The following is a 21,455-nucleotide window of genomic DNA, read 5'->3' on the forward strand; positions in this document are numbered from 1 at the left end:
GGGCGGGCCGCGCGGCCCGGCCCCGCCAGTAACCCCTATTGATCAAGACGCCAGGCAGATAGACGACCATGAGCGACCAACAACTCGACGCTACCGAACTGCAACAGGAAGAAAACAAGCTGATCGCCCAGCGCAAGGAAAAGCTTGCCGCCGTGCGTGAAGCCAAGGCCATCGCCTTCCCCAACGACTTCCGCCGCGAGAACTACTTCGCGGACCTGCAGAAACAGTACGAAACCGCGACCAAGGAAGAGCTGGAAGCAGCTGCCATCCCGGTCAAGGTTGCCGGTCGCATCATGCTCAACCGCGGCTCCTTCATCGTCCTGCAGGACAGCAGCGGCCGTCTGCAGGTCTACGTGAACCGCAAGACCCTGCCCGAAGAGACCCTGGCCGAGATCAAGACCTGGGACCTGGGCGACATCATCGGCGCCGAAGGCACCCTGGCCCGTTCCGGCAAGGGCGACCTGTACGTCGAGATGACCAACGTGCGCCTGCTGACCAAGTCCCTGCGCCCGCTGCCGGACAAGCACCACGGCCTGACCGACACCGAGCAGCGCTACCGCCAGCGCTACGTCGACCTGATCGTCAACGAGGAAACCCGCCACACCTTCCGCGTGCGTTCCCAGGTCATCGCCCACATCCGTCGCTTCCTGTCCGATCGCGGCTTCCTCGAAGTGGAAACCCCGATGCTGCAGACCATTCCCGGCGGCGCGGCGGCCAAGCCCTTCGAAACCCACCACAACGCGCTGGACATGGCCATGTTCCTGCGTATCGCCCCGGAGCTGTACCTCAAGCGCCTGGTGGTCGGTGGCTTCGAGAAGGTCTTCGAGATCAACCGCAACTTCCGTAACGAAGGCGTCTCGACCCGGCACAACCCCGAGTTCACCATGCTCGAGTTCTACCAGGCCTACGCCGACTACGAAGACAACATGGACCTGACCGAAGAGCTGTTCCGCGAGCTGGCCCAGGCCGTGCTCGGCAGCACCGACGTGCCGTATGGCGACAAGGTCTTCCACTTCGGCGAGCCGTTCGCCCGCCTGTCCGTGTTCGACGCCATCCTCAAGTACAACCCGGAGCTCACCGCGGCTGACCTGACCGACCTGGAGAAGGCCCGCGCCATCGCCAAGAAGGCCGGCGCCAAGGTCCTCGGCCACGAAGGCCTGGGCAAGCTGCAGGTGATGATTTTCGAAGAACTGGTCGAGCACAAGCTGGAGCAGCCGCACTTCATCACCCAGTACCCGTTCGAAGTGTCCCCGCTGGCCCGCCGCAACGACAACGACCCGAGCGTCACCGACCGCTTCGAGCTGTTCATCGGTGGCCGCGAGATCGCCAACGCCTACTCCGAGCTCAACGACGCCGAAGACCAGGCCGAGCGCTTCATGCTGCAGGTCAAGGAGAAGGACGCCGGTGACGACGAGGCGATGCACTACGACGCCGACTTCGTCAACGCGCTCGAATACGGCATGCCGCCCACCGCCGGTGAAGGCATCGGCATCGACCGCCTGGTGATGCTGCTGACCAACTCGCCGTCGATCCGCGACGTCATCCTCTTCCCGCACATGCGCCCGCAGGCGTAAGCGCAGGAACAGGAGAGAAAGGCCGCCCTCGGGCGGCCTTTTTCGTTTCCGCGCTGTCTGGCGGCGCCGGAGTCAACCTGTAGGAGCGCGCCATGCGTGCGTTCGCGGACATGGCTCGCTCCTACAAACGGGTGGGAAACTTGCGGTATACCATCCGACGAAATGCATGCCTGCCGCCGTGGCTCGGCCACGCTGTGGCACGTCTCACTCCCAGGCCTGATTCCCAGCCGCCTGCTCTGCCTCGCGGCCCGTTCCGTGCGCCGGTGTCGCAGCTGCAAAGCGGCAATTGTTTTCCCACAGAAAAGCTCGAACAATGAGCCATCAGGCCGCGCCGCCGGAGGTAATGCCAGTGACCCAAGTGTCCCCGCGAGACAGCGCAGCGCAAGTCGCCAGCGCCATCGCAGAAAGTGTCAAATACCAGGGCCGCAAGGCCAGCCGCCAGGGCAGCGAGCAGCGCCGTCAGGCGATCCTCGACGCCGCCCTGCGGATCATCGTGCGTGATGGCGTCCGCGCCGTGCGCCACCGCGCCGTGGCCGCCGAGGCCGGTGTGCCGCTATCGGCCACCACCTACTACTTCAAGGACATCCAGGACCTCATCACCGACACCTTCGCGCTCTTCGTCGAACGCAGCGCCGAAGCCCTGTCGACCTTCTGGAGCAGCGTCGAGGGCGATCTCCAGGCCATGGCCGCCGGCCTCGGCCAGGACGACCCGCTGGCTCGCCGCGAGCTGACGGCCAATATCGTCGAGCTGGCGATCCAGTACGTCATGGTTCAGCTCAACGAGCGCCGCGAGCACCTGCTGGCCGAACAGGCCTTCCGCCAGGAAGCGCTGCTCAACCCCAGCCTCAGCGATCTGGCACAGCGTCACCGGCGGATTCTTTCCCTGGGCGTGGTGCATTTCTTCGAAGTGCTCGGTTCCAGACAGCCCGAACAGGATGCCCGGGTGTTGACGGCCATCATCCTGCAGATGGAGTATCAGGGCCTGCTGGACGGGGCCGACCACCTGCAGATCGAGGAAATGCGTGCCATCCTTAGCCGCTATCTCGATCTGGTGATGGGCCTGTAGCCCCGGCTGCTGCATTCCAACCCCGCCATCCGGCGGGGTTTTCGTGTCGGAATTCCGGATGCCCGCGCCTGTCGCATGGGAAGGCATACGGATTTAAGGAGGGCGTGATGAAAGTCTGGCGTGCACTGCTGCTGTTGAGCATCGGCCTGCTCAGTGGCTGTCTGGTGACGTTCAAGGACCCGATTCCGGCCAACGAGCCCGCGCCGGCTCACTTGCTGGGCCAGTGGTCGCGTGTGGACGAGTACGGCGAGGAGCAGTTCCTCGAAGTCACCCGCTCCGGCTCCAACCTCTACCGCGCTCTGAGCTACGTCGACAGCAAGGACAACACCGACAGCGTCGAGGACTTCGGCTTTACCGTCGCCCACCACGGCAAGCGCTGGTACCTGTCTGCCGGCTTGCCGAAGAGCATGGGCGGCAACTTCGCCCTGGCCGGCTTCGAGATTACCGACAAGGACGAACTGGTGATCTATAACCTGGATGTCGAGCACATCCTGCAGGACATGAAGGAAGGCGCGCTCAAGGGCGAGAAGGTCGACACCGAACAGGGTGCTGGAGCGCTGGTGACCAGCCAGTTGCCCCAGGTCATCGCCTACCTCAACGATCCGGCTAACTCCGACGTGTTCGTCGAAGCGCTGCGCTTTTCGCGCGTGACCCCGGGAGAAAAGCAATGACCCCTCGGCGCAAGAAGTCCACGCCCAACGAGTACCAGCAGATCATCCGCGGCCTGTCCGACCGCATCGTCGAGGCGCAGACGCCGATCCGCGTGCTCGACGCCATCAAGTGGGATGACGGCATCCGCGACGACTTCCTCAAGGGCCGGGGCAAGCACGCGCCCAAGGTCGACCGCGCCTACTACGACAGCCGCCCGCTGTCCTTCGACAGCAGCGCGAAAAAGCAGGAATTCCAGAACATCGAGCGCGACATCACCCGCCACCTGGGACAGTTCAACCCGGTCGGGCAGATCATGCGGCGCATGTGCAAGGAATACCGCATGGTCATCCGCATGCTCGAAGCGCGCGGCACCCAGGATTTCGGCCTGATTTCCCAGGAGCTCTATGGCTCGGCCTCCGACGCCTTCCATGCCGGCGACCCGACCCTGGCCGACCTCGGCCTGATGCTCTCGGACTACCTGAACAACATCGCCGACCGTGGCGACCTCAAGGACGAACCCAAGACCCTTACCGCCAGCGACGCGGTGAAGATGCTGCAGGAACGCCTGAACAAGGTGTTCGACGGCAAGGAAGACACCATCCGCGTCTTCGAGTCCGACGGCATCGTCGCCGACGCCGCGGCCGGCGCCGACTACATCAAGGTGCGCGCCGACGCCATGTTCAACGAGCGCGACGTGCGCGCGCTGGAAGTCCATGAAGGCCTGGTGCATGTCGGCACCACGCTCAACGGCCTCAACCAGCCGATCTGCACCTTCCTCGCCAAGGGGCCGCCGTCCTCCACGGTGACCCAGGAAGGCCTGGCGATCCTGATGGAAGTGATCGCCTTCGCCTCCTACCCGACGCGCCTGCGCAAGCTCACCAACCGCACCCGCGCCATCCACATGGCCGAGGAGGGGGCGGATTTCCTCGAGGTGTTCCACTTCTACCGCGAGCAGAACTACAGCGTGGAGAGCAGCTACCAGAATGCCAGCCGCGTGTTCCGTGGCTCGACCCCGGTCGGCCTGCCGTTTACCAAGGACCTGTCGTACCTCAAGGGCTTCATCCTGATCTACAACTACATCCAGCTCGCCGTGCGCAAGGGCAAGCTGGAGCAGATCCCGCTGCTGTTCTGCGGCAAGGCCACCCTGGAAGACATGCGCACCCTGCGCCAGCTGGTGGACGAAGGCCTGGTGGTGCCGCCCAAGTACCTGCCGCCGCAGTTCCGCGACCTCAACGCACTGTCGGCGTGGATGTGCTTCTCCAACTTCCTCAACCACCTCAGCCTCGACCGCATCGAGGCGGATTACGCCAATATCCTTTGACCGCCATGCGTTCAAAACGGGCCTCGGTCGTAGGATGATGGCGTGGAGCGAAGCGATACCCATCGATATTTCGGCGCTGCCGGGTGATGGGTATCGCAAACGCCACCCATCCTACGTAAGGTGCTTCCTTGCAATCAGGGTGCGACGTATTCCATGGATGAACTCATGCTGAACCGCTGTTTCCGCGCTGTTGCCGTCTCGCTGCTCCTCGCACTCGGCGGCTGCAGCTCGCTGCTGTTCTACCCCAGCGACGATGTCGCCATCACCCCCGCCCGCGCCAAGCTCGACTACCGTGACGTCACCCTGACCACCGCCGACGGCGTGAAGCTCGCCGGCTGGTGGTTGCCGGCGAAGGCGGGCGTGCCGGTGAAGGGCACCGTGCTGCACCTGCACGGCAACGGCGGCAACATGGCCTGGCACCTGGGCGGAGCCTACTGGCTGCCGGAGCAGGGCTACCAGGTGCTGATGGTGGATTACCGCGGCTACGGGCATTCCGAGGGCGAACCGAGCCTGCCGGCGATCTACCAGGACATCGACGCCGCCTTCGCCTGGCTGGACAAGGCGCCGGAAGTGCAGGGCAAGCCGGTGATCCTGCTCGGCCAGAGCCTGGGTGGCGCCATGGCCGTGCACTACCTGGGCCTGCACCCGGAGCGGCAGAAGCAGCTGCACGCGGTGGTGCTCGACGGCGTACCCGCCAGCTACCGCGATGTGGCGCAGTACACCCTGTCCACCAGCTGGCTGACCTGGCCGTTGCAGGTTCCGTTGTCCTGGCTGGTGCCCGACGGCGATAGCGCGATCCGCTCCATGCCGCGACTTTCTGGCGCACCCGTGCTGCTCTTCCACAGCATCGACGATACCATTGTGCCCCTGGACAACGGCCTGAGCCTCTACAAGGCCAAGCAGCCGCCGAAGGTCTTCCAGCTGACGCGCGGCAACCATGTGGAAACCTTCGGCGAACCCGTGTGGCGCGAAGTGATGCTGCGCTTCCTCGACGACCCGCAGCACTTCACCGGTTTGCGGCGCCTGGCTGAAGTCCCGAACTATCCCTCTCCGGCGAAGCCACAGGAATCGCAGGCGGACCCGAAACAACAAGGCAACCCATGAACGAGCGCAACCCGATCTCCTACATCCTCACCGTCATCGCCACCATCTTCGTCTCGGTCGGCACGCTCTGGTACTACGGCTACCTGCATTTCGCCAAGCCCGAGGACGCGCTGGAGCTGACCCAGTTCACCATGCTGAAAAGCATCCCCGGCCAGGACAGCACCAAGCTCTCCCTGGACCCGGCCGACCAGCAGGCGCAGTGCATCGATGGCGTGCTGGTGATGTTCGACATGAGCCAGAAGGGCCTCACCGGCGTACTGGTCGACGGCCGCAAGCGCGCCGTGCGCTGCATGGGCGAGCAGACCCCGCAAGAGGTCAAGTGACGGCGAGCCCGCCGTCGCAGGCCAAGGGAGCAAGCACAGTGAGCCATCCCGAGATCCGCGTCTGGCAGGGCGACATCACCCGCCTCGACGTCGACGCCATCGTCAACGCCGCCAACAGTTCGCTGCTGGGCGGCGGTGGCGTCGACGGCGCTATCCACCGGGCCGCCGGCCCGGACCTGGTCCACGCCTGCCGCCCGCTGGGTGGCTGCAAGACCGGCCAGGCGAAGATCACCGCCGGCTTCCGCCTGCCGGCGCGCTTCGTTATCCACACCGTCGGGCCGGTCTGGCGCGGCGGCGAGCACGGCGAGTCGGAGCTGCTCGCCCAGTGCTACCGCAACAGCCTGCAGCTGGCCGAAGACAAGGGCCTCGCCAGCGTCGCGTTCCCCGCTATCAGTACCGGCATCTACGGCTATCCCGCCGAAGAGGCAGCACAGGTCGCCGTGGACGAGCTGCGTCGTCCACGGCGGCAGGGGAGTTCGTTGAAGGAGTTGGTGCTGGTGCCGTTCTCGGCGGAGATGGCAGAGCTGTATCGGCGCTTGCTGGCCTAGATCAACGGCAGGTCCGGCTCAGGCCACGTATTCCGGGCGTCCGTCGTCAATCCAGCGCTGATAACGCGCGTCGATGGCCGGGCTCAGCTTTGCGTAGTTGTCCCAGTTGTCGGTCACCGAATAGAGAGCCTCTTCGTCCACGCCGAACGTCTCGAAGTAGTCATCGATATAGCGGCTGTCATGATCCAGGCCCCGGTAGTAGGCAATGGTGAAGGCGTTGCCATGCGCAGCGAGGTCTTCACCGATCAGCTTCTCGTCCAGCACCTCGATCAGGAACCGGGCCCCGGTCATGTCCTTGCGCTGCAGCGCCGCCACTGCCTCGGCGGCATCCTCGAGCAACTCCTCGCTGACCATTTCATTGAGGATCAGCCAGGCCAGGAACATACCGATGTGGGTGGCGGCGGCGGACGGCGGCAGGTCTTCGGGGAAGTCGCCTTCGTAGTGCCAGGAGGCGTCATCGTATTTCATGGGGGCTCCGACTGCAGTTGGGCCGTTGATTCTGCCAGATCGGTAAGCACGTGGTTGGCGATGGGGCTCATCGTCGACGGGCCCCATGGGCGCGATCGCGCCCGATACGCTCTTTTAAAAGGCGGCCCGCTCCTACTGTGAAAGTAGGAGCGGGCGTTCTGCCGGATCAGTAGGCCCCGCTCACCGAGGAGCGCGGCTGCACCGGATTGGCGTCGTTGGAAATGGTCACCTCGACGCGGCGGTTCATGGCCCGGCCGGCGGCAGTGCCGTTGCTCGATACCGGGTATTCCTTGCCGTAGCCACGGGCAACGACGCGGTCAGGCGTCACGCCCTGGCTGAGCAGCGCCAGGCGGATGGCGTCGGCGCGACGCTCCGACAGGCCCTGGTTGTAGGAGGAGGAGCCGCTGCTGTCCGTGTAGCCCTCGACGATCACCTTGCGCTCCGGGTTCTGCTGCAGGTAACCCGCCAGGTTCTGCACGTTGCTCATCGCGCCCGGCTTGAGCTCGGCGCGATCGAGATCGAACAGCACGTCACCGAAGGACACCATGGTCCCGCGGGAAGTCTGCTTGGCGTTCAGCTCGCCCTTGAGCTTGTTCAGCTGTGCGGTACGGGCGTCGAGACGTGCCTGGGCGCGCTGGGCGGAGGTGTTCTTCAGCTGATCCTCGGCGTCGCGCAGGGCCACGGTCTGGTTGGCCAGTTCGATGCGCTGCTGAGTCAGGTAGGCCAGCTGGTCCACTTCCTTCTGGTTGGCGCCGTCGCGGTAGGCCTGGTCGGCCTTGGCCAGCCAGTCGCCGGCGTCCTTGGTTTCCAAGGCGGCCTGCTGGGTGGCCTGGGGCTCGGCCTGCAGGGCCTGGAAGTCGCCACGGGCTTTCTCCAGGTTGGCGTTGGGCGGCGTGGAGCAGGCGGCCAGGGCCAGGGCGAGAGTCGAGATGGCGGGCAGTACGATGAGTTTGTTCATGTCGAAATTCCTTATATGACCGGGCGTAGGGGCGGGATCACTGGGCCTGCTGCAGGCCTTCCTGACGCAACTCCATCACGCCCTGCTGGGCGTCCTTCACCGCGTTCTGGGCCTTCACGGCCTGGGACTTGCGCTCGGCCACGCGGGCGTCCCACTCGGCCTGCTGGGCCAGGTTGCGGGCCTGGTCGTATTCCTTGTCGTTCAGGGCGATACGCGCCTGGGCGAGCTTGTCCTGGGCGTTCTTGGTTTCCACCGGGGCGAACTCGGGGCCGCCGTTGCTGACGGCAGCATTCACCGCGGATTCGGTGACGGCCATCTGTTCGCTGGGCGGGTTACCGGCGCAGCCGGCCAGCAGCACGGCGCTGCCGAGGGCGAGCAACCCCAGGCGCCAGCTGCGCAGCGAGACACGGGTGGAAAGAGCAGGGACGGTTCGAGCGCTCTGAGATTTCAGTTCCATTGGGCGAATCCTCTGACGTTGGTAAGGGGTTCCCTCGGCGTTTCGATTGCCGGCGGATGCGGGCCGCTCTCCGGCGCGGTTCTGCGTGGCAGAGAGTGGGCATCTGTTTAGGGGACTAAGTGTTTTGTCAGGGGGTTCAAAAAAAATGCCCGCCGTACAGGCGGGCATTCTTCAGTCATCGGCGTCGATCAGCCGCGATAGCGCAGCAACCGCAGGCCGTTGAAGACCACCAGCAGGCTGGCGCCCATGTCGGCGAACACTGCCATCCACAGGGTGCCTTCGCCGGTCAGGGTGAGGGCGAGGAACACCGCCTTGATGCCCAGCGCCAGCGTGATGTTCTGGATCAGCACCCGGTGGGTCTGGCGCGACAGGCGAATGAAGGACGGCAGTTTGCGCAGGTCGTCGTCCATCAGCGCGACGCCGGCGGTTTCGATGGCCGTGTCGGTACCCGCCGCGCCCATGGCGAAGCCGATGTCGGCGCGGGCCAGGGCCGGGGCGTCGTTGATGCCATCGCCGACCATGCCGACGCGTTTGCCGCCTTCCTGGCGCTGCTTCACTTCGCGCAGCTTGTCCTCGGGCAGCAGGTTGCCCAGCGCCTCGTCGATACCGACCTGGGCGCCGATGGCGTTGGCGGTGTGGGGGTTGTCGCCGGTCAGCATCAGTGTCTTCACGCCCAGGTCGTGCAATTGGGCGACGGCTTCACGGCTGGTTTCCTTGACGCCATCGGCCACGGCGAACAGCGCCAGCGGGCCTTGCGCGTCGAGCAGCACGATGACCGTCTTGCCCTGCTGTTCGAGGGCGTCGAGGCGGGCTTCCAGCTCCTTCGAGCACAGCTCCAGCTCCTCCACCAGGCGGTGGTTGCCCAGGTGATAGGTGCGGCCGTCGATCTCGCCCTTCACGCCGCGGCCGGGCAGGGCGGTCAGCTCGCCGACGCTGTACAGCGCGACGTTGTCGGCCTCGGCGGCCTGGGCCACGGCGTGGGACACCGGGTGGTCCGAGCGCGCAGCAAGGCTGGCAGCCAGGGCGCGCACGTCGCCGGCAGCGGATTCCCGCAGGGCGGTGAAGTCGGTCTGGCGCGGGCGGCCTTCGGTGAGGGTGCCGGTCTTGTCCAGGGCGATCCACTCCAGCGAACGGCCCATCTCCAGGAACACCCCGCCCTTGATCAGGATGCCCAGGCGAGCCGCCGCCGACAGGCCGCTGACGATGGTCACCGGCGTGGAAATCACCAGCGCGCAAGGGCAGGCGATCACCAGCAGCACCAGAGCGCGGTACACCCAGTCCAGCCAGGCGCCGCCGAAGAACAGCGGCGGCAGCAGCGCGGTGGCTATGGCGATGAGGAACACGACCGGGGTGTAGATGCGCGAGAACTGGTCGACGAAGCGCTGGGTCGGCGCGCGCGAGCCCTGGGCCTCTTCCACGGCGTGGATGATGCGCGCCAGGGTGCTGTCGTCGGCCACGCGGGTGACGCGGTATTCCAGCGCGCTTTCGCCGTTGATGGTGCCGGCGAACAGGGTGTCGCCGACCTGTTTTTCCACCGGCAGGCTCTCGCCGGTGATGGGTGCCTGGTTGACGCTGGAGCGGCCGTCGAGCACTTCGCCGTCCAGTGCGATGCGTTCGCCGGGACGCACGCGCACCCGTGCGTCGAGGGCGACGGACTTGGCGGAAACCTCCTGCCACTGCCCCTCCACCTGCACCGTGGCCTGTTCCGGGGCCAGCTGCAGCAGGCCGCGAATGGCGTTGCGCGCGCGCTCCAGCGACTTGGCTTCGATCAGCTCGGCGATGGCGAACAGTACTGCCACCATGGCCGCTTCCGGCCACTGGCCGATCAGCATGGCGCCGGTCACGGCAATGCTCATCAGGGCGTTGATGTTGAGGTTGCGGTTCTTCAGGGCGATCCAGCCCTTGCGGTAGGTCGGCAGGCCTGCACCGAGGATGGCAGCGACGGCCAGCGCGGCCACCAGCCATTGCGGGCCGATGGCGAACCACTCGAAGAACTCCGACGCAGCGGCGGCAACGGCGCCCAGGGCCAGCGGCCACCAGGGTTTCGGCCTGGCAGGCGGTGCGGACGCGGGGGCGTTTTCATCCACCGGTTCGGCCTGCATGCCGAGGGAGGCCACCAGCTTCTGCAGCGGTTCGATGCTGTCGAAGCGGTGCTGTACGCGCAGCAGACGCTGCATCAGGTTGAAGTCCAGGTCCTCCACGGCGGACACGCGGCCCAGCGCGTCGCGCAGCAGGCGTTCCTCGGTGGGGCAGTCCATGGCCTCGATGCGCAGGCTGGTCCAGCGCAGCTCGCCGCTGGTCGAGCCGGCCGCGGCCGTGGCGGCACTTTCGGCACGCGCACTGCGATCTTCGCCTTGATCATGGGTGTGATCGTGATCGTGATCGTGATCGTGGGCATGGCCGTGGTCATGCTTGCGCGGGGCAGGTTCGGCAGCCGGGGCGCGCAGCAGCGCGCCTTTGTCGCAGCCGCAGCAATCGGCGGCATCATGTTCACGGTCCTGTACAGGGCCGTGAATGGTCGGCCCCTGGCGATTGGCAGTCATGTCGTCCGTTCCTGTTTGACGAGTTGCTGCCGATTGCACACCCTGTAGCAACTACAGAGTCAAGCGTCCCTTGGCGAGGAGTCGAAAATGAAGATCGGTGAACTGGCGAAACTGACCGGCTGCCCGGTGGAGACCATCCGCTACTACGAGCGCGAAGGCCTGCTGCCCGCGCCATCGCGCAGCGAAGGCAACTACCGGCAGTACGACGCCAGCCACGTCGAGCGGCTGTCGTTCATCCGCCATTGCCGTTCGCTGGACATGACCCAGGAGGAGATCCGCATTCTCCTCGGCCTGCGCGACCGCCCCGAATCCGACTGCGGCACCGCCAACCGGCTGATCGACGAGCACCTGCACCACGTCGAGGTGCGCATCGCCGAGCTGCAGTCGCTCAGCCAGCAACTGCGCGACCTGCGCGCGCAGTGCCAGGGAGAGGGCAGCAGCGAGGATTGCGGCATCCTGCGCGAGCTGGAGCAGCCGGCGGAGCCGTCGGTGATTCCGGAGGCCTGCGCGGAGGCGGGGCATTTGCATGTGCCCGGCGTTCACGGCCGGCATTGATCGCATCCGGTGGGACCGCGCTATGGGCCCGTTCCTACCGGATAGATCTGTGCTCGGATCGGCCCTCCCCCTAACCCTGGCTGCGCGCCCCGCTCAGAGGGAGAGGGGACCGTTCGGTGCCGGATGAAACCACAGCGTCAGCCGGCACGATTTGCTCCCTCTCCCTGAGGGAGAGGGCTGGGGTGAGGGGGAAAGCACAAACACGGAACTACCAGTCGTAGGGCGCATAACGCGCCAGCGTTATCCGCCGATTGAGTAGCCGGCGGATAACCTGTTCCAGGTTATGCGCCCTACGAAAAACCAAACGCCCCGGCAACTGCCGGGGCGTTTGCATTCAGGAGTGCTCGGCCTCCGTCAGCTCATGCAGGTACTTGCGCGATAGAGCGAGGAAACGCGGCGTAGGGCCGATGTCCTCGTAGATCGGGTCGCCCTGTTCGTCCTGGGCCACTACCTTGGTCCCCTGCACGTAGGGGAAGCTCGCCTCCAGCTCTTCCAGCGCCGCACTGACCAGTTCTCCCAGCAGCTCCTCGACGCTGCGCTTGGGGTACATGTCATGCAGCGCGGCCAGACGCGCGGCCGTCTCGACGTCCAGCGGAATGCTGTACTGGTGGTTGGTCATGCGCCCCCTGGCGTTCTTTTCCCAATGGCGTACCAGCTCGCGGATTTTCATGTTCACCTCTAGGGTCGTTACGTGGCGGTCGGCCCTCGTGAGGTCGCCGCAGGTTTTCCCATCGATGGGGATAACTTTCAGCCTAGACGTTGTCCGAGCAGGATTGCGGGCGTTCGTCGAGCGCTTGCCTGCCGGCTGCGCCGGCGGCACTGTAAACCCTGCGACGCCCTTTCTCTCTCTGATCCAGGAGACTGCGATGCCGGATATCGATGCGCGCCTGCGCGAGGACGTTCACCTGCTCGGCGAGCTGCTCGGGCAGACCATTCGCGCCCAGTACGGGCAGGGCTTTCTCGACAAGATCGAGCTGATCCGCACTGGCGCCAAGGCCGCCCGGCGCGGCTCCGCCGAAGGCGCCAAGCAGCTCACCGCGACCCTCGACGGCCTGGGCGAAGATGAACTGCTGCCGGTGGCGCGCGCCTTCAACCAGTTCCTCAACCTGGCCAACATCGCCGAGCAGTACCACCGCATCCGTCGGCGTACGCCCAAGGAGCCGGAGCCCTTCGAGAATCGTGTGCTGGCCGAACTGCTGGGCCGCCTGCGCAAGTCCGGCCTGGGCGCCGAGGGCCTGGCGCGTCAGGTGGCGGACCTGGAGATCGAGCTGGTGCTCACCGCGCACCCCACCGAGGTGGCGCGCCGCACGCTGATCCAGAAGTACGACGCCATTGCCGGGCAACTGGCCGCCGGCGACCATTCCGACCTGCTGCCCGAAGAGCGCCAGGCGGTGCAGGAAAAACTCCAGCGCCTGATCGCTGAAGCCTGGCACACCGACGAGATCCGCCGTACCCGTCCGACCCCGGTGGACGAGGCGAAATGGGGGTTCGCGGTGATCGAGCATTCCCTCTGGCACGCCTTGCCGGCCTTCCTCCGCCATGTCGATCGAACCCTGCAGGCAACCCTGGGCGAGCGCCTGCCGCTGGGCGCCGCGCCGATCCGCTTCGCCTCCTGGATGGGCGGCGACCGCGACGGCAACCCCAACGTCACCGCCGCCATCACCCGTGAGGTGCTGCTGCTGGCGCGCTGGATGGCGGCCGACCTCTATCTGCGCGACGTCGACAGCCTGGCCGCCGAGCTCTCCATGCAGCAGGCCAGCGAAGAACTGCGCGGCGAGGTCGGCGACCTTGCCGAGCCCTATCGCGCACTGCTCAAGCAACTGCGCGAACGCCTGCGCGCCACCCGCGCCTGGGCCGAGCGCGCCATTCACAGCGGCGAGGAGCCGGGCGCCGAGGTGCTGCAGGACAACCGCGAACTGCTGGAGCCGCTGCAACTCTGCTATCGCTCGTTGCAGGCCTGCGGCATGGGCGTGATCGCCGATGGCGACCTGCTCGATACCCTGCGCCGCGCCGCCACTTTCGGGCTGTTCCTGGCGCGGCTGGACGTGCGTCAGGACTCCACGCGCCACGCCAATGCCATGGCCGAGATCACCGAGCACCTGGGCCTGGGCAACTACACCGAGTGGGACGAAAGCGTGCGCCAGGAATTCCTCCTGGAAGAACTCGCCAGCCGCCGCCCGCTGTTGCCGGCCAATTACCAGGCCTCGGCCGAGACCGCCGAAGTCCTCGCCACCTGCCGTGTGGTGGCGCAGGCGCCGGCCGCCTCGTTGGGTTCCTACGTCATCTCCATGGCCGGGCAGCCGTCCGACGTGCTCGCCGTGCAACTGCTGCTCAAGGAATGCGGGCTGGAGCGGCCGATGCGCGTGGTGCCGCTGTTCGAGACTCTGGATGACCTGGACAACGCCGGCCCCTGCATCGACCGCCTGCTCAGCCTGGACAGCTACCGCACCCGCCTGGCCGGGCCGCAGGAAGTGATGATCGGCTACTCCGACTCGGCCAAGGACGCCGGCACCCTGGCCGCGGCCTGGGCGCAGTACCGCGCGCAGGAGGCGCTGGTGGACATCTGCCGCAACCATGGTGTCGAGCTGCTGCTGTTCCACGGCCGTGGCGGCACCGTCGGGCGTGGCGGCGGCCCGGCCCACGCGGCGATCCTCTCGCAGCCGCCGGGCTCGGTGGCCGGGCGTTTCCGCACCACCGAGCAGGGCGAGATGATCCGCTTCAAGTTCGGCCTGCCGGACATCGCCGAGCAGAACCTCAACCTCTACCTGGCCGCCGTGCTGGAGGCCACCCTGCAGCCGCCGCCGGTGCCCGAGCCGGCCTGGCGCGAGGAGATGGACCGCCTGGCCGCCGATGGCGTGCTCGCCTACCGTGCGGTGGTGCGGGAGAACCCGCAGTTCGTCGATTACTTCCGCGAAGCCACGCCGGAGCAGGAGCTGGGCCGCCTGCCGCTGGGCAGCCGCCCGGCCAAGCGCCGCGAGGGCGGGGTGGAAAGCCTGCGCGCGATCCCCTGGATCTTCGCCTGGACCCAGACGCGCCTGATGCTGCCGGCCTGGCTGGGCTGGGAAGATGCCCTGTTCAAGGCCATCGAGCGCGGTGAAGGCGCACTGCTGGGGCGCATGCGCAAGGAGTGGCCGTTCTTCACCACGCGCATCGACATGCTGGAGATGGTGCTGGCCAAGGCCGACCGGGAAATTGCCCAACTCTACGACGAGCGACTGGTGCAATCGGAACTGCGACCATTAGGTGCGCATTTACGCGACCTATTGTCGCAGTCGGTGCGAGTGGTGCTGGGGCTTACAGGGCAATCGCAGCTGCTCGCCCACGCCGCAGAGACGCGCGAATCCATCGGCGTGCGCAACACCTATCTGGACCCGCTGCACCTGCTCCAGGCCGAGCTGCTGGCGCGCTCGCGGCGCTGCACGGGCGATGCCTGCGGCGGTCTGGAGCAAGCCATGCTGGTGACAGTGGCCGGTATTGCGGCGGGGCTGCGAAATACCGGCTGAGGGTCGGCAACCCCCCACCAAAGGTGGATTGCCGCGCCGCCAATTGAGATTAATTTGATGGCTGATCCCGGGTGCGGAAACGGCCCGGGATCGGCGTGCGCAGTCCCCATGGCCGGCTTGTGTGGTGTGGGACCGCTGTGTATCGTGAGCAACCTTTCGGCGCACCTCTGCGCCATTCCAAGCATGATGAGATTGGCCCCACGAGGCGGATCCGTGATTTCGCTTAACAAGTATTAAGGAGCATATCGATGCGTGTGATTCTGCTCGGGGCGCCCGGTGCCGGCAAAGGTACCCAGGCTCGCTTCATCACTGAGAAGTTTGGCATTCCGCAGATTTCCACCGGCGACATGCTGCGTGCAGCGGTCAAGGCTGGCACCGAGCTCGGCCTGCAGGCCAAGAGCGTAATGGACGCCGGCGGCCTGGTTTCCGATGACCTGATCATCAACCTGGTCAAGGAGCGTATCGCCCAGCCCGACTGCGCCAAGGGTTTCCTGTTCGACGGCTTCCCGCGCACCATTCCCCAGGCCGAGGCCATGAAGGAAGCGGGCGTCTCCATCGACCACGTGGTCGAGATCGCCGTGGACGACGAGGAAATCGTCGGCCGTATCGCCGGTCGCCGCGTTCACCCGGCCTCGGGTCGCGTCTACCACGTCGAGCACAACCCGCCGAAAGTGGCTGGCAAGGACGATGAGACCGGCGAAGAGCTGATCCAGCGCGAAGACGACAAGGAAGCCACCGTGCGTCACCGCCTGTCGGTCTACCACTCGCAGACCAAGCCGCTGGTCGACTTCTACCAGAAGCTGGCGGATGCGCAGGGCACTCCGAAGTACACCCGCGTCGAGGGTGTCGGTTCGGTCGAGCAGATCACCTCCAAGGTGCTCGGCGCTCTGAACTGATCCATCGCCGTATCAGCCAAAGGCCCGCACATGCGGGCCTTTGGCGTTTATAATGCCCGCCCGTTTTTATCGCCCTGTTCTCAACGTCCTATGGAAAACACCATGCCCACGCTGCTGGCCCTGGATACCTCGACCGAAGCCTGTTCCGTCGCCCTGCTGCATGACGGCCGCCGGTTCGTACGCCACGAGGTGATCCCGCGCCTGCATGCCCAGCGCCTGCTGCCCATGGTGCAGGACATCCTCGCCGAGGCCGGCATCGCGCTCTCCGCCGTCGACGCCATCGCCTTCGGTCGCGGCCCCGGCGCCTTCACCGGCGTGCGGATCGCCATCGGCGTGGTGCAGGGCCTGGCGTTCGCGCTTCAGAAACCGGTGCTGCCGATCTCCGACCTGGCCGTGCTCGCCCAGCGCGCCTACCGTGAGCACGGCGCCCATCAGGTGGCTGCGGCCATCGATGCGCGCATGGACGAGGTGTACTGGGGCTGCTACCGCCTGGAGCAGGGCGAGATGCGCCTGGCCGGCGCCGAGGCGGTACTGCCGCCCGAGCGTGTCGAGCTGCCGCGCGATGCCCAGGGCGACTGGTTCGGCTCCGGCACCGGCTGGGGCTTCGAAGAGCGCCTGGCGGTGAAGGTTGCCGCCTGTGATGCCAGCCTGCTGCCGCACTCCGAAGACCTGCTGACCCTGGCCGAATTCGCCTGGGCCCGCGGCGATGCGGTTGACGCAGAGCAGGCTCAGCCGGTCTACCTGCGCGACAACGTGGCGACCCCCAAGAAAGCCTGACCTGTGCCAATTGACCGCAGTCGCGCGCGGTCGCTAGAGTGATGGGCATTCCCACCGAGTTTTCGCCATGCGTATCGACGGCTTTACCTCCACATCCCAGACCACGGAGCGCGGTTCCCGCACGGGCACTGCTGTCACTCCGTTCCGGGAAGTGCAGCGTGACGTCGAGACCCGCCGCGAGCAGCCCGCGCCGACCTCGGCCAGCCAGGGGCTCGACTCGCAATCGCAGACCCGCCGCGGGGAGTCCTCCAACGCCAGCAGCTACAGCCTGCCGGCGACCCTGCGCGACAACCTCGACTACCAGCGCCCGCTGACCTCCCGCGCGGCCCAGGCGCTCGCCAGCTATACCAGCACCGCCAGCATGGTCAGCCAGTACGAAGGCCAGGAAGTCGTCGGTCTCGACCTCTACGCCTGATGCAACTGCCGTACTTCCTGGGCTGCCCTTCGTGGAACGAGCCCGCCTGGCGCGGCACTTTCTATCCCGCCGACCTGCGCCCCGCCGAAACACTGTCCTTCTACGCCCAGGTGTTCAACGCCGTGGAAGGCAACACCACCTTCTACGCCCGCCCCAACGCCGACACCCTCGCGCGCTGGGCGCAAACCATGCCGGAGACCTTCCGCTTCTGCGCCAAGCTGCCGCGCGACATCAGCCACGAAGGCGACCTGCGCGGCCAGCTGGAAAACACCCGGGACTTCCTCGCGCTGCTGGCGCCGCTGGGCCAGCGCGTGGCGCCGCTGTGGCTGCAGGTTTCCGCGAGCTTCGGCCCGGATCGCCTGGGCGAGCTGGCTGCCTGGCTGGATGAGTTCTCCGAGCGGCGCATCGCCGTGGAGGTGCGCCACCCGGCGTTCTTCGCCAAGGGCGACGAGGAGCGGGCGCTGAACCGCCTGCTGCTGGACCGTGGCGTCGAACGCATCTGCCTGGACTCGCGGGCGTTGTTCGCCGTGCAGTCCGATGATCCGGCCGTGCTCCATGCCCAGTCGAAGAAGCCCAAGGTGCCGGTGCGTCCGACGGCCTTCAGCGACAGCCCGCAGGTGCGCTTCATCGGCGGGCCGGACCTGGACGCCAATCTCGTCCATCTCGCGCCCTGGGTTGGCAAGGTTGCCGAGTGGATCGAACAGGGCCTGACGCCCTATGTCTTCCTCCACACCCCGGACAACCACCGCGCCGCCGAACAGGCGCAGCGTTTCCACGCCTTGCTGCGAGAGCGCCTGCCGGGGCTGCCGGCGCTGTTCGAGCCCAAGCCGGAAGTGGAACAGCTCGGCCTGCTCTGAGACGCGGTTGACGATGGCGCTGCTTTGGTCGGGGACTAACCTGCTCCTTCCCTCGTTCGGCACGGAGACAGCCATGACCAACCAACAGCAACGCGGCGAAGCCTTCCGCGCGCTGCACCAGCGCGACGGCCTGTTCGTCCTGCCCAATCCCTGGGATGCCGGCTCGGCGAAGATGCTCGCCTACCTGGGCTTTGAAGCCCTGGCGACCACCAGCGCAGGGTTGGCCTTCGCTCTCGGTCGGCGCGACGCCGAAGGTACGGTGAGCCGTGACGAAGCGCTGGCCAATGCCCGCGCGATAGTCGAAGCAACGCCGCTGCCGGTCGCTGCCGACCTGGAGAACGGCTACGGCGATGCAGCGGAAGACTGCGCCGAAACCATCCGTCTGGCCGCTGCTTGCGGGCTGGTTGGCGGTTCCATCGAAGACGCAACCGGCCGCCCGGATGCGCCGATCTACCCGCTGGAGCTGGCAGTCGAGCGCGTCGCTGCCGCCGTGCAGGCCGCCCGCGCGTTGCCGTTCACCTTCACCCTGGCGGCGCGGGCGGAGAATTTCCTGCACGGCCGCGTCGACCTGGACGACACCATCCGCCGTCTGGTGGCCTTCGCTGAAGCCGGCGCCGACGTGCTCTATGCGCCGGGCCTGAAGACCCGCGAGGAAATCGCCGCCGTCGTCAGCGCCGTGGCGCCGCGCCCGGTCAACGTGCTGGTGGGCTCGCCGGCACTGCAGCTGAATCTGGAGGAACTGGCCGAGTTGGGTGTAAAGCGCGTCAGCGTCGGCTCTTGTCTGGCGCGGGCGGCCTACGGTGCGTTCTTCAGCGCCTCCGAAGCCCTGGCCAAAGGCGACCTGACGCCGATGCACGGCGCCATGCCGTTCGACCGGATCAACGGGTTGTTCCGGGGCTGAGCCTTGCGCTGGTGGTTGCTAGGATTCGTCGTCTTATGCGCCGGCATGGCGTTGGCGCTGCAGCAGCGCTGGATCGAGGTGCCAAGCCGTTGGAATCCCTGGGCGCCGCTGGATGTGCGCGACGAGCCGAACCTGCTGACGCGCTACAAGCTCTGGCGCCTGCGTGATGATGCGCAGTTGTGCCAGTTGGCGCTGCAAAGCTCCGACCTCAAGGCGCAGGCCATGGCCGATAGCGAACCCGTGGCCGGCTGCCCGTTGCACAACGTCTGGCGCGTGCAGGCTGCCGGGGTGAAGCTGAGCAGCAGCTTCCTCGCCAGTTGCCCGCTGGCGGTGAGTTTTGCGCTGTTCGAGCGTCACTCCCTGCAACCGGCCGCGCGGGAAATCTACGGCCAGCCGGTGGTGGCAGTGGAGCACCTGGGCAGCTTCGCCTGCCGCAATATCTATGGCCGCGCCGATGCCCGGCGCAGCCAGCACGCCACGGCCAACGCGCTGGACGTTGCCGCCTTCCGCCTGGCCGATGGCCGGCGCATCGTGGTAGCGAAAGACTGGAGCGGGGATGGCGACGCCGCACGCTTCCTGCGTGCCGTGCGCGGCCGCGCGTGCAGCAACTTCGACGGCGTGCTCGGGCCGGACTACAACCGCGCGCACCACGATCACTTCCACCTCGACCTGGGCGGCTGGCAGATCTGCCGTTGAGCCCGCCCGCTGCGTGCTGCGGTAGAATGGCGGCTTTTCCCAGGATCGCCCCGTCATGACCGAAGTCCTCACCCCGCCGCGCATCGTCGTCCAGGCGCTGGCACCTGCCTGGCAGGCCGCCGCCGAGCAGTGGGCGCAGCGGCTCGGTCTGCCGATGGGCGAGGGCGATGCCGATTTCGCCCTGCAGTTGGGTGATGACGGCTTGCAGCTGCTGCAGCTGGGGCCGGATTCGCCCGGCCCGGTGCGGGTGGATTTCCTCGAAGGGTCTGCTGCGCATCGCCGGCAGTTCGGCGGCGGCGCCGGGCAGATGATCGCCAAGGCCGTCGGCATCCAGCAGGGCGTACGCCCCCGCGTGCTGGACGCCACCGCCGGGCTGGGCAAAGACGCCTTCGTACTGGCGACCCTGGGCTGCGAAATGGACCTGACCGAGCGCCAGCCGATCATCGCCGCGCTGCTGGAAGACGGCCTGGCCCGCGCGGCAGGGGATTTCGAGGTGGGCGCCATCGTCGCACGCATGCGCCTGCTGCAGGGCAACTCCATCGAGCGCATGACCGCGTGGGAAGGGGAGGCGCCGCAGGTGATCTACCTCGACCCGATGTTCCCGCACCGCGACAAGAGCGCACTGGTGAAGAAGGAAATGCGTCTGTTCCGTCCGCTGGTGGGCGATGACCTCGACGCTCCGGCGCTGCTGGAGGCGGCACTGAATCTGGCCAGCCACCGGGTGGTGGTCAAGCGCCCGCGCAAGGCGCCGATCATCGAGGGCGGCAAGCCCAGCTACAGCCTGGAAGGCAAGTCCAGCCGCTATGACATCTATCCGCTGAAAAGCCTGAAGGGCTGAGTTTTCTTTTCCCGGCCGAGCGATCCGTGCTTGCGCTTCCCCCTCACCCCAGCCCTCTCCCTCAGGGAGAGGGAGTCGCCCGCGCCGGCTGACACTATGGTTTCATCCTGTGCCGAACGGTCCCCTCTCCCGCTTGCGGGAGAGGGTTAGGGTGAGGGGCTTTTGATCTCGACGCGTTTTCTCGCGATTAGCCGATTACGGCTGTTCAGCCCGTAGGGCGCATAACCTGCCACTGTTATCCGCCGCCATGGCATCGGCGGATAACCCGTTCCGGGTTATCCGCCCTACGGTGTGCATCAGGGCGCAAAGGCCCTGAGGAACAACGCCACCACTTCCTGCACATGCGCCTCGGCTTCTTCCGCGGTCGGCGGATTCTCGCAGCCGATCATCAGGCGGAAGTGCACGCAGCCCTGCACCAGCATCAGGAAATGCTCGGCGGCCCGGCGCGGGCAGTCCATCTTCATCTTGCCCTGCTGGCGGGCCTGCTCCAGCAGGCGCTCCATCTGGTCCAGCACGCGCTGCGGGCCGGCCTCGAAGAACAGCTGCGAGAGATGCGGGTTGCCCGCGCCCTGGGCCACCATCAGCCGGCTCAGGGCAATCGCCTCGGGGCTGTTGATCAATTGGTTGAAACCGCGGCCCAGGTTCAGCAGCAGGCTTTCCAGCGGCGCGTCGGCCGGCGGCTCGGCGAACAGCTCGGGCATGCGCTCGGCGCACTTGGCCTGTACCGCCTCGACGAACAACGTCTCCTTGTCCGTGAAGTGGCTGTACACGGTGAGCTTGGACACCCCGGCCTCGGCGGCGATGGCCTCCATGCTGCTGCCGTCGTAGCCGTAGCGGACGAACAGCTCCTTGGCGGCTTCGAGAATGGCCTTGCGCTTGGCCGGATCCTTGGGGCGACCCGGTCCGTTCGATGAGTTCGTTGGTGACATGTCTTTACATTTCTAATACTGGACTGATGGGTTCTGTATTTTTACTATACCGGCGAGTATAAGAATTCCAACCGC

General features: G+C 66.5%; 22 protein-coding genes. 16 read left to right on the forward strand and 6 right to left on the reverse strand.

Going from position 1 to position 21,455, the window contains the following annotated elements:
* Positions 1 to 68 precede the first annotated feature (68 nt).
* The 7 genes from lysS to IB261_RS07805 all read left to right on the forward strand — a co-directional run bounded on the left by lysS (position 69) and on the right by IB261_RS07805 (position 6,587).
* Positions 69 to 1,574: a lysine--tRNA ligase gene (gene lysS / locus IB261_RS07775; RefSeq protein WP_081517829.1), complete on the forward strand. Its 1,506-nt coding sequence runs from the start codon at positions 69 to 71 to the stop codon at positions 1,572 to 1,574.
* Positions 1,575 to 1,923: 349 nt separating this feature from the next.
* Positions 1,924 to 2,640 (forward strand): TetR/AcrR family transcriptional regulator, encoded by a 717-nt coding sequence (locus IB261_RS07780; RefSeq protein WP_081518178.1) that lies wholly within the window; start codon positions 1,924 to 1,926, stop codon positions 2,638 to 2,640.
* A gap of 107 nt (positions 2,641 to 2,747) precedes the next feature.
* Positions 2,748 to 3,311, forward strand: a complete 564-nt coding sequence (locus tag IB261_RS07785; protein WP_081517830.1) for a hypothetical protein — start codon at positions 2,748 to 2,750, stop codon at positions 3,309 to 3,311.
* On the forward strand, positions 3,308 to 4,612 hold the full coding sequence (locus tag IB261_RS07790; protein WP_081517831.1) for a flavohemoglobin expression-modulating QEGLA motif protein: 1,305 nt from the start codon (positions 3,308 to 3,310) through the stop codon (positions 4,610 to 4,612). The genes IB261_RS07785 and IB261_RS07790 overlap by 4 nt, the downstream gene beginning before the upstream one ends.
* Before the next feature lie 165 nt (positions 4,613 to 4,777).
* On the forward strand, positions 4,778 to 5,716 hold the full coding sequence (locus IB261_RS07795; protein ID WP_081517832.1) for an alpha/beta hydrolase: 939 nt from the start codon (positions 4,778 to 4,780) through the stop codon (positions 5,714 to 5,716).
* Positions 5,713 to 6,039 (forward strand): PA3694 family proteiin, encoded by a 327-nt coding sequence (locus IB261_RS07800; RefSeq protein ID WP_081517833.1) that lies wholly within the window; start codon positions 5,713 to 5,715, stop codon positions 6,037 to 6,039. Before IB261_RS07795 ends, IB261_RS07800 begins: the two co-directional genes overlap by 4 nt.
* Before the next feature lie 38 nt (positions 6,040 to 6,077).
* The gene (locus IB261_RS07805; protein WP_192381862.1) at positions 6,078 to 6,587 is read left to right on the forward strand and encodes an O-acetyl-ADP-ribose deacetylase; all 510 of its coding nucleotides are present in this window, start codon (positions 6,078 to 6,080) and stop codon (positions 6,585 to 6,587) included.
* Positions 6,588 to 6,605: 18 nt separating this feature from the next.
* Here the strand turns inward: IB261_RS07805 and IB261_RS07810 are convergent, their stop codons facing one another.
* From IB261_RS07810 to IB261_RS07825, 4 genes are all read right to left on the reverse strand, one after another.
* Positions 6,606 to 7,055, reverse strand: coding sequence for a DUF7832 domain-containing protein (locus tag IB261_RS07810; RefSeq protein WP_192381864.1), 450 nt, complete (start codon positions 7,053 to 7,055; stop codon positions 6,606 to 6,608).
* A 166-nt stretch (positions 7,056 to 7,221) separates the two neighbouring features.
* Positions 7,222 to 8,013, reverse strand: coding sequence for a lipotoxin F family OmpA-related lipoprotein LptF (lptF, locus tag IB261_RS07815; RefSeq protein WP_081517836.1), 792 nt, complete (start codon positions 8,011 to 8,013; stop codon positions 7,222 to 7,224).
* Between the two features lie 37 nt (positions 8,014 to 8,050).
* Positions 8,051 to 8,470 (reverse strand): DUF4398 domain-containing protein, encoded by a 420-nt coding sequence (locus IB261_RS07820; RefSeq protein WP_081517837.1) that lies wholly within the window; start codon positions 8,468 to 8,470, stop codon positions 8,051 to 8,053.
* Between the two features lie 188 nt (positions 8,471 to 8,658).
* A complete protein-coding gene (locus tag IB261_RS07825; protein WP_225605989.1) occupies positions 8,659 to 11,013 on the reverse strand; it encodes a heavy metal translocating P-type ATPase in 2,355 nt (784 codons plus the stop codon).
* 87 nt (positions 11,014 to 11,100) lie between these two features.
* Here IB261_RS07825 and cadR point away from each other — a divergent pair, with 87 nt between their 5' ends.
* On the forward strand, positions 11,101 to 11,568 hold the full coding sequence (gene cadR, locus IB261_RS07830; RefSeq protein ID WP_088417911.1) for a Cd(II)/Pb(II)-responsive transcriptional regulator: 468 nt from the start codon (positions 11,101 to 11,103) through the stop codon (positions 11,566 to 11,568).
* 334 nt (positions 11,569 to 11,902) lie between these two features.
* On the opposite strand, the gene IB261_RS07835 is transcribed toward cadR, so the two are convergent.
* Positions 11,903 to 12,238, reverse strand: a complete 336-nt coding sequence (locus tag IB261_RS07835) for a pilin assembly protein (protein ID WP_081517840.1) — start codon at positions 12,236 to 12,238, stop codon at positions 11,903 to 11,905.
* Between the two features lie 196 nt (positions 12,239 to 12,434).
* On the opposite strand from IB261_RS07835, the gene ppc reads away from it, so the two are divergent.
* The 8 genes from ppc (at position 12,435) to IB261_RS07875 (ending at position 20,451) form a co-directional block, all read left to right on the forward strand.
* Positions 12,435 to 15,071 carry a phosphoenolpyruvate carboxylase gene (gene ppc / locus IB261_RS07840; RefSeq protein WP_192381866.1) on the forward strand — a complete coding sequence of 879 codons (2,637 nt, stop codon included), beginning with the start codon at positions 12,435 to 12,437 and terminating at the stop codon, positions 15,069 to 15,071.
* Between the two features lie 248 nt (positions 15,072 to 15,319).
* Entirely contained in the window at positions 15,320 to 15,967 is a 648-nt protein-coding gene (adk, locus tag IB261_RS07845) for an adenylate kinase (protein ID WP_081517842.1), read from the forward strand.
* 102 nt (positions 15,968 to 16,069) lie between these two features.
* Complete coding sequence (tsaB, locus tag IB261_RS07850) at positions 16,070 to 16,744, forward strand: tRNA (adenosine(37)-N6)-threonylcarbamoyltransferase complex dimerization subunit type 1 TsaB (RefSeq protein ID WP_081517843.1); 675 nt, start codon at positions 16,070 to 16,072, stop codon at positions 16,742 to 16,744.
* Positions 16,745 to 16,811: 67 nt separating this feature from the next.
* The gene (locus IB261_RS07855) at positions 16,812 to 17,159 is read left to right on the forward strand and encodes a hypothetical protein (RefSeq protein WP_192381868.1); all 348 of its coding nucleotides are present in this window, start codon (positions 16,812 to 16,814) and stop codon (positions 17,157 to 17,159) included.
* Positions 17,156 to 18,016 carry a DUF72 domain-containing protein gene (locus tag IB261_RS07860; protein WP_192382228.1) on the forward strand — a complete coding sequence of 287 codons (861 nt, stop codon included), beginning with the start codon at positions 17,156 to 17,158 and terminating at the stop codon, positions 18,014 to 18,016. Before IB261_RS07855 ends, IB261_RS07860 begins: the two co-directional genes overlap by 4 nt.
* Before the next feature lie 73 nt (positions 18,017 to 18,089).
* Positions 18,090 to 18,917 (forward strand): isocitrate lyase/PEP mutase family protein, encoded by an 828-nt coding sequence (locus IB261_RS07865; RefSeq protein WP_192381870.1) that lies wholly within the window; start codon positions 18,090 to 18,092, stop codon positions 18,915 to 18,917.
* Positions 18,918 to 18,962: 45 nt separating this feature from the next.
* Positions 18,963 to 19,613 carry an extensin-like domain-containing protein gene (locus IB261_RS07870; protein WP_192381872.1) on the forward strand — a complete coding sequence of 217 codons (651 nt, stop codon included), beginning with the start codon at positions 18,963 to 18,965 and terminating at the stop codon, positions 19,611 to 19,613.
* 55 nt (positions 19,614 to 19,668) lie between these two features.
* The gene (locus IB261_RS07875) at positions 19,669 to 20,451 is read left to right on the forward strand and encodes a class I SAM-dependent methyltransferase (protein WP_192381874.1); all 783 of its coding nucleotides are present in this window, start codon (positions 19,669 to 19,671) and stop codon (positions 20,449 to 20,451) included.
* Between the two features lie 296 nt (positions 20,452 to 20,747).
* Here the strand turns inward: IB261_RS07875 and IB261_RS07880 are convergent, their stop codons facing one another.
* Positions 20,748 to 21,380: a TetR/AcrR family transcriptional regulator gene (locus IB261_RS07880; protein ID WP_081517849.1), complete on the reverse strand. Its 633-nt coding sequence runs from the start codon at positions 21,378 to 21,380 to the stop codon at positions 20,748 to 20,750.
* Positions 21,381 to 21,455: the final 75 nt, after the last annotated feature.

It is taken from the genome of Pseudomonas sp. PDM20 (assembly GCF_014852575.3).
GTDB lineage: Bacteria > Pseudomonadota > Gammaproteobacteria > Pseudomonadales > Pseudomonadaceae > Pseudomonas.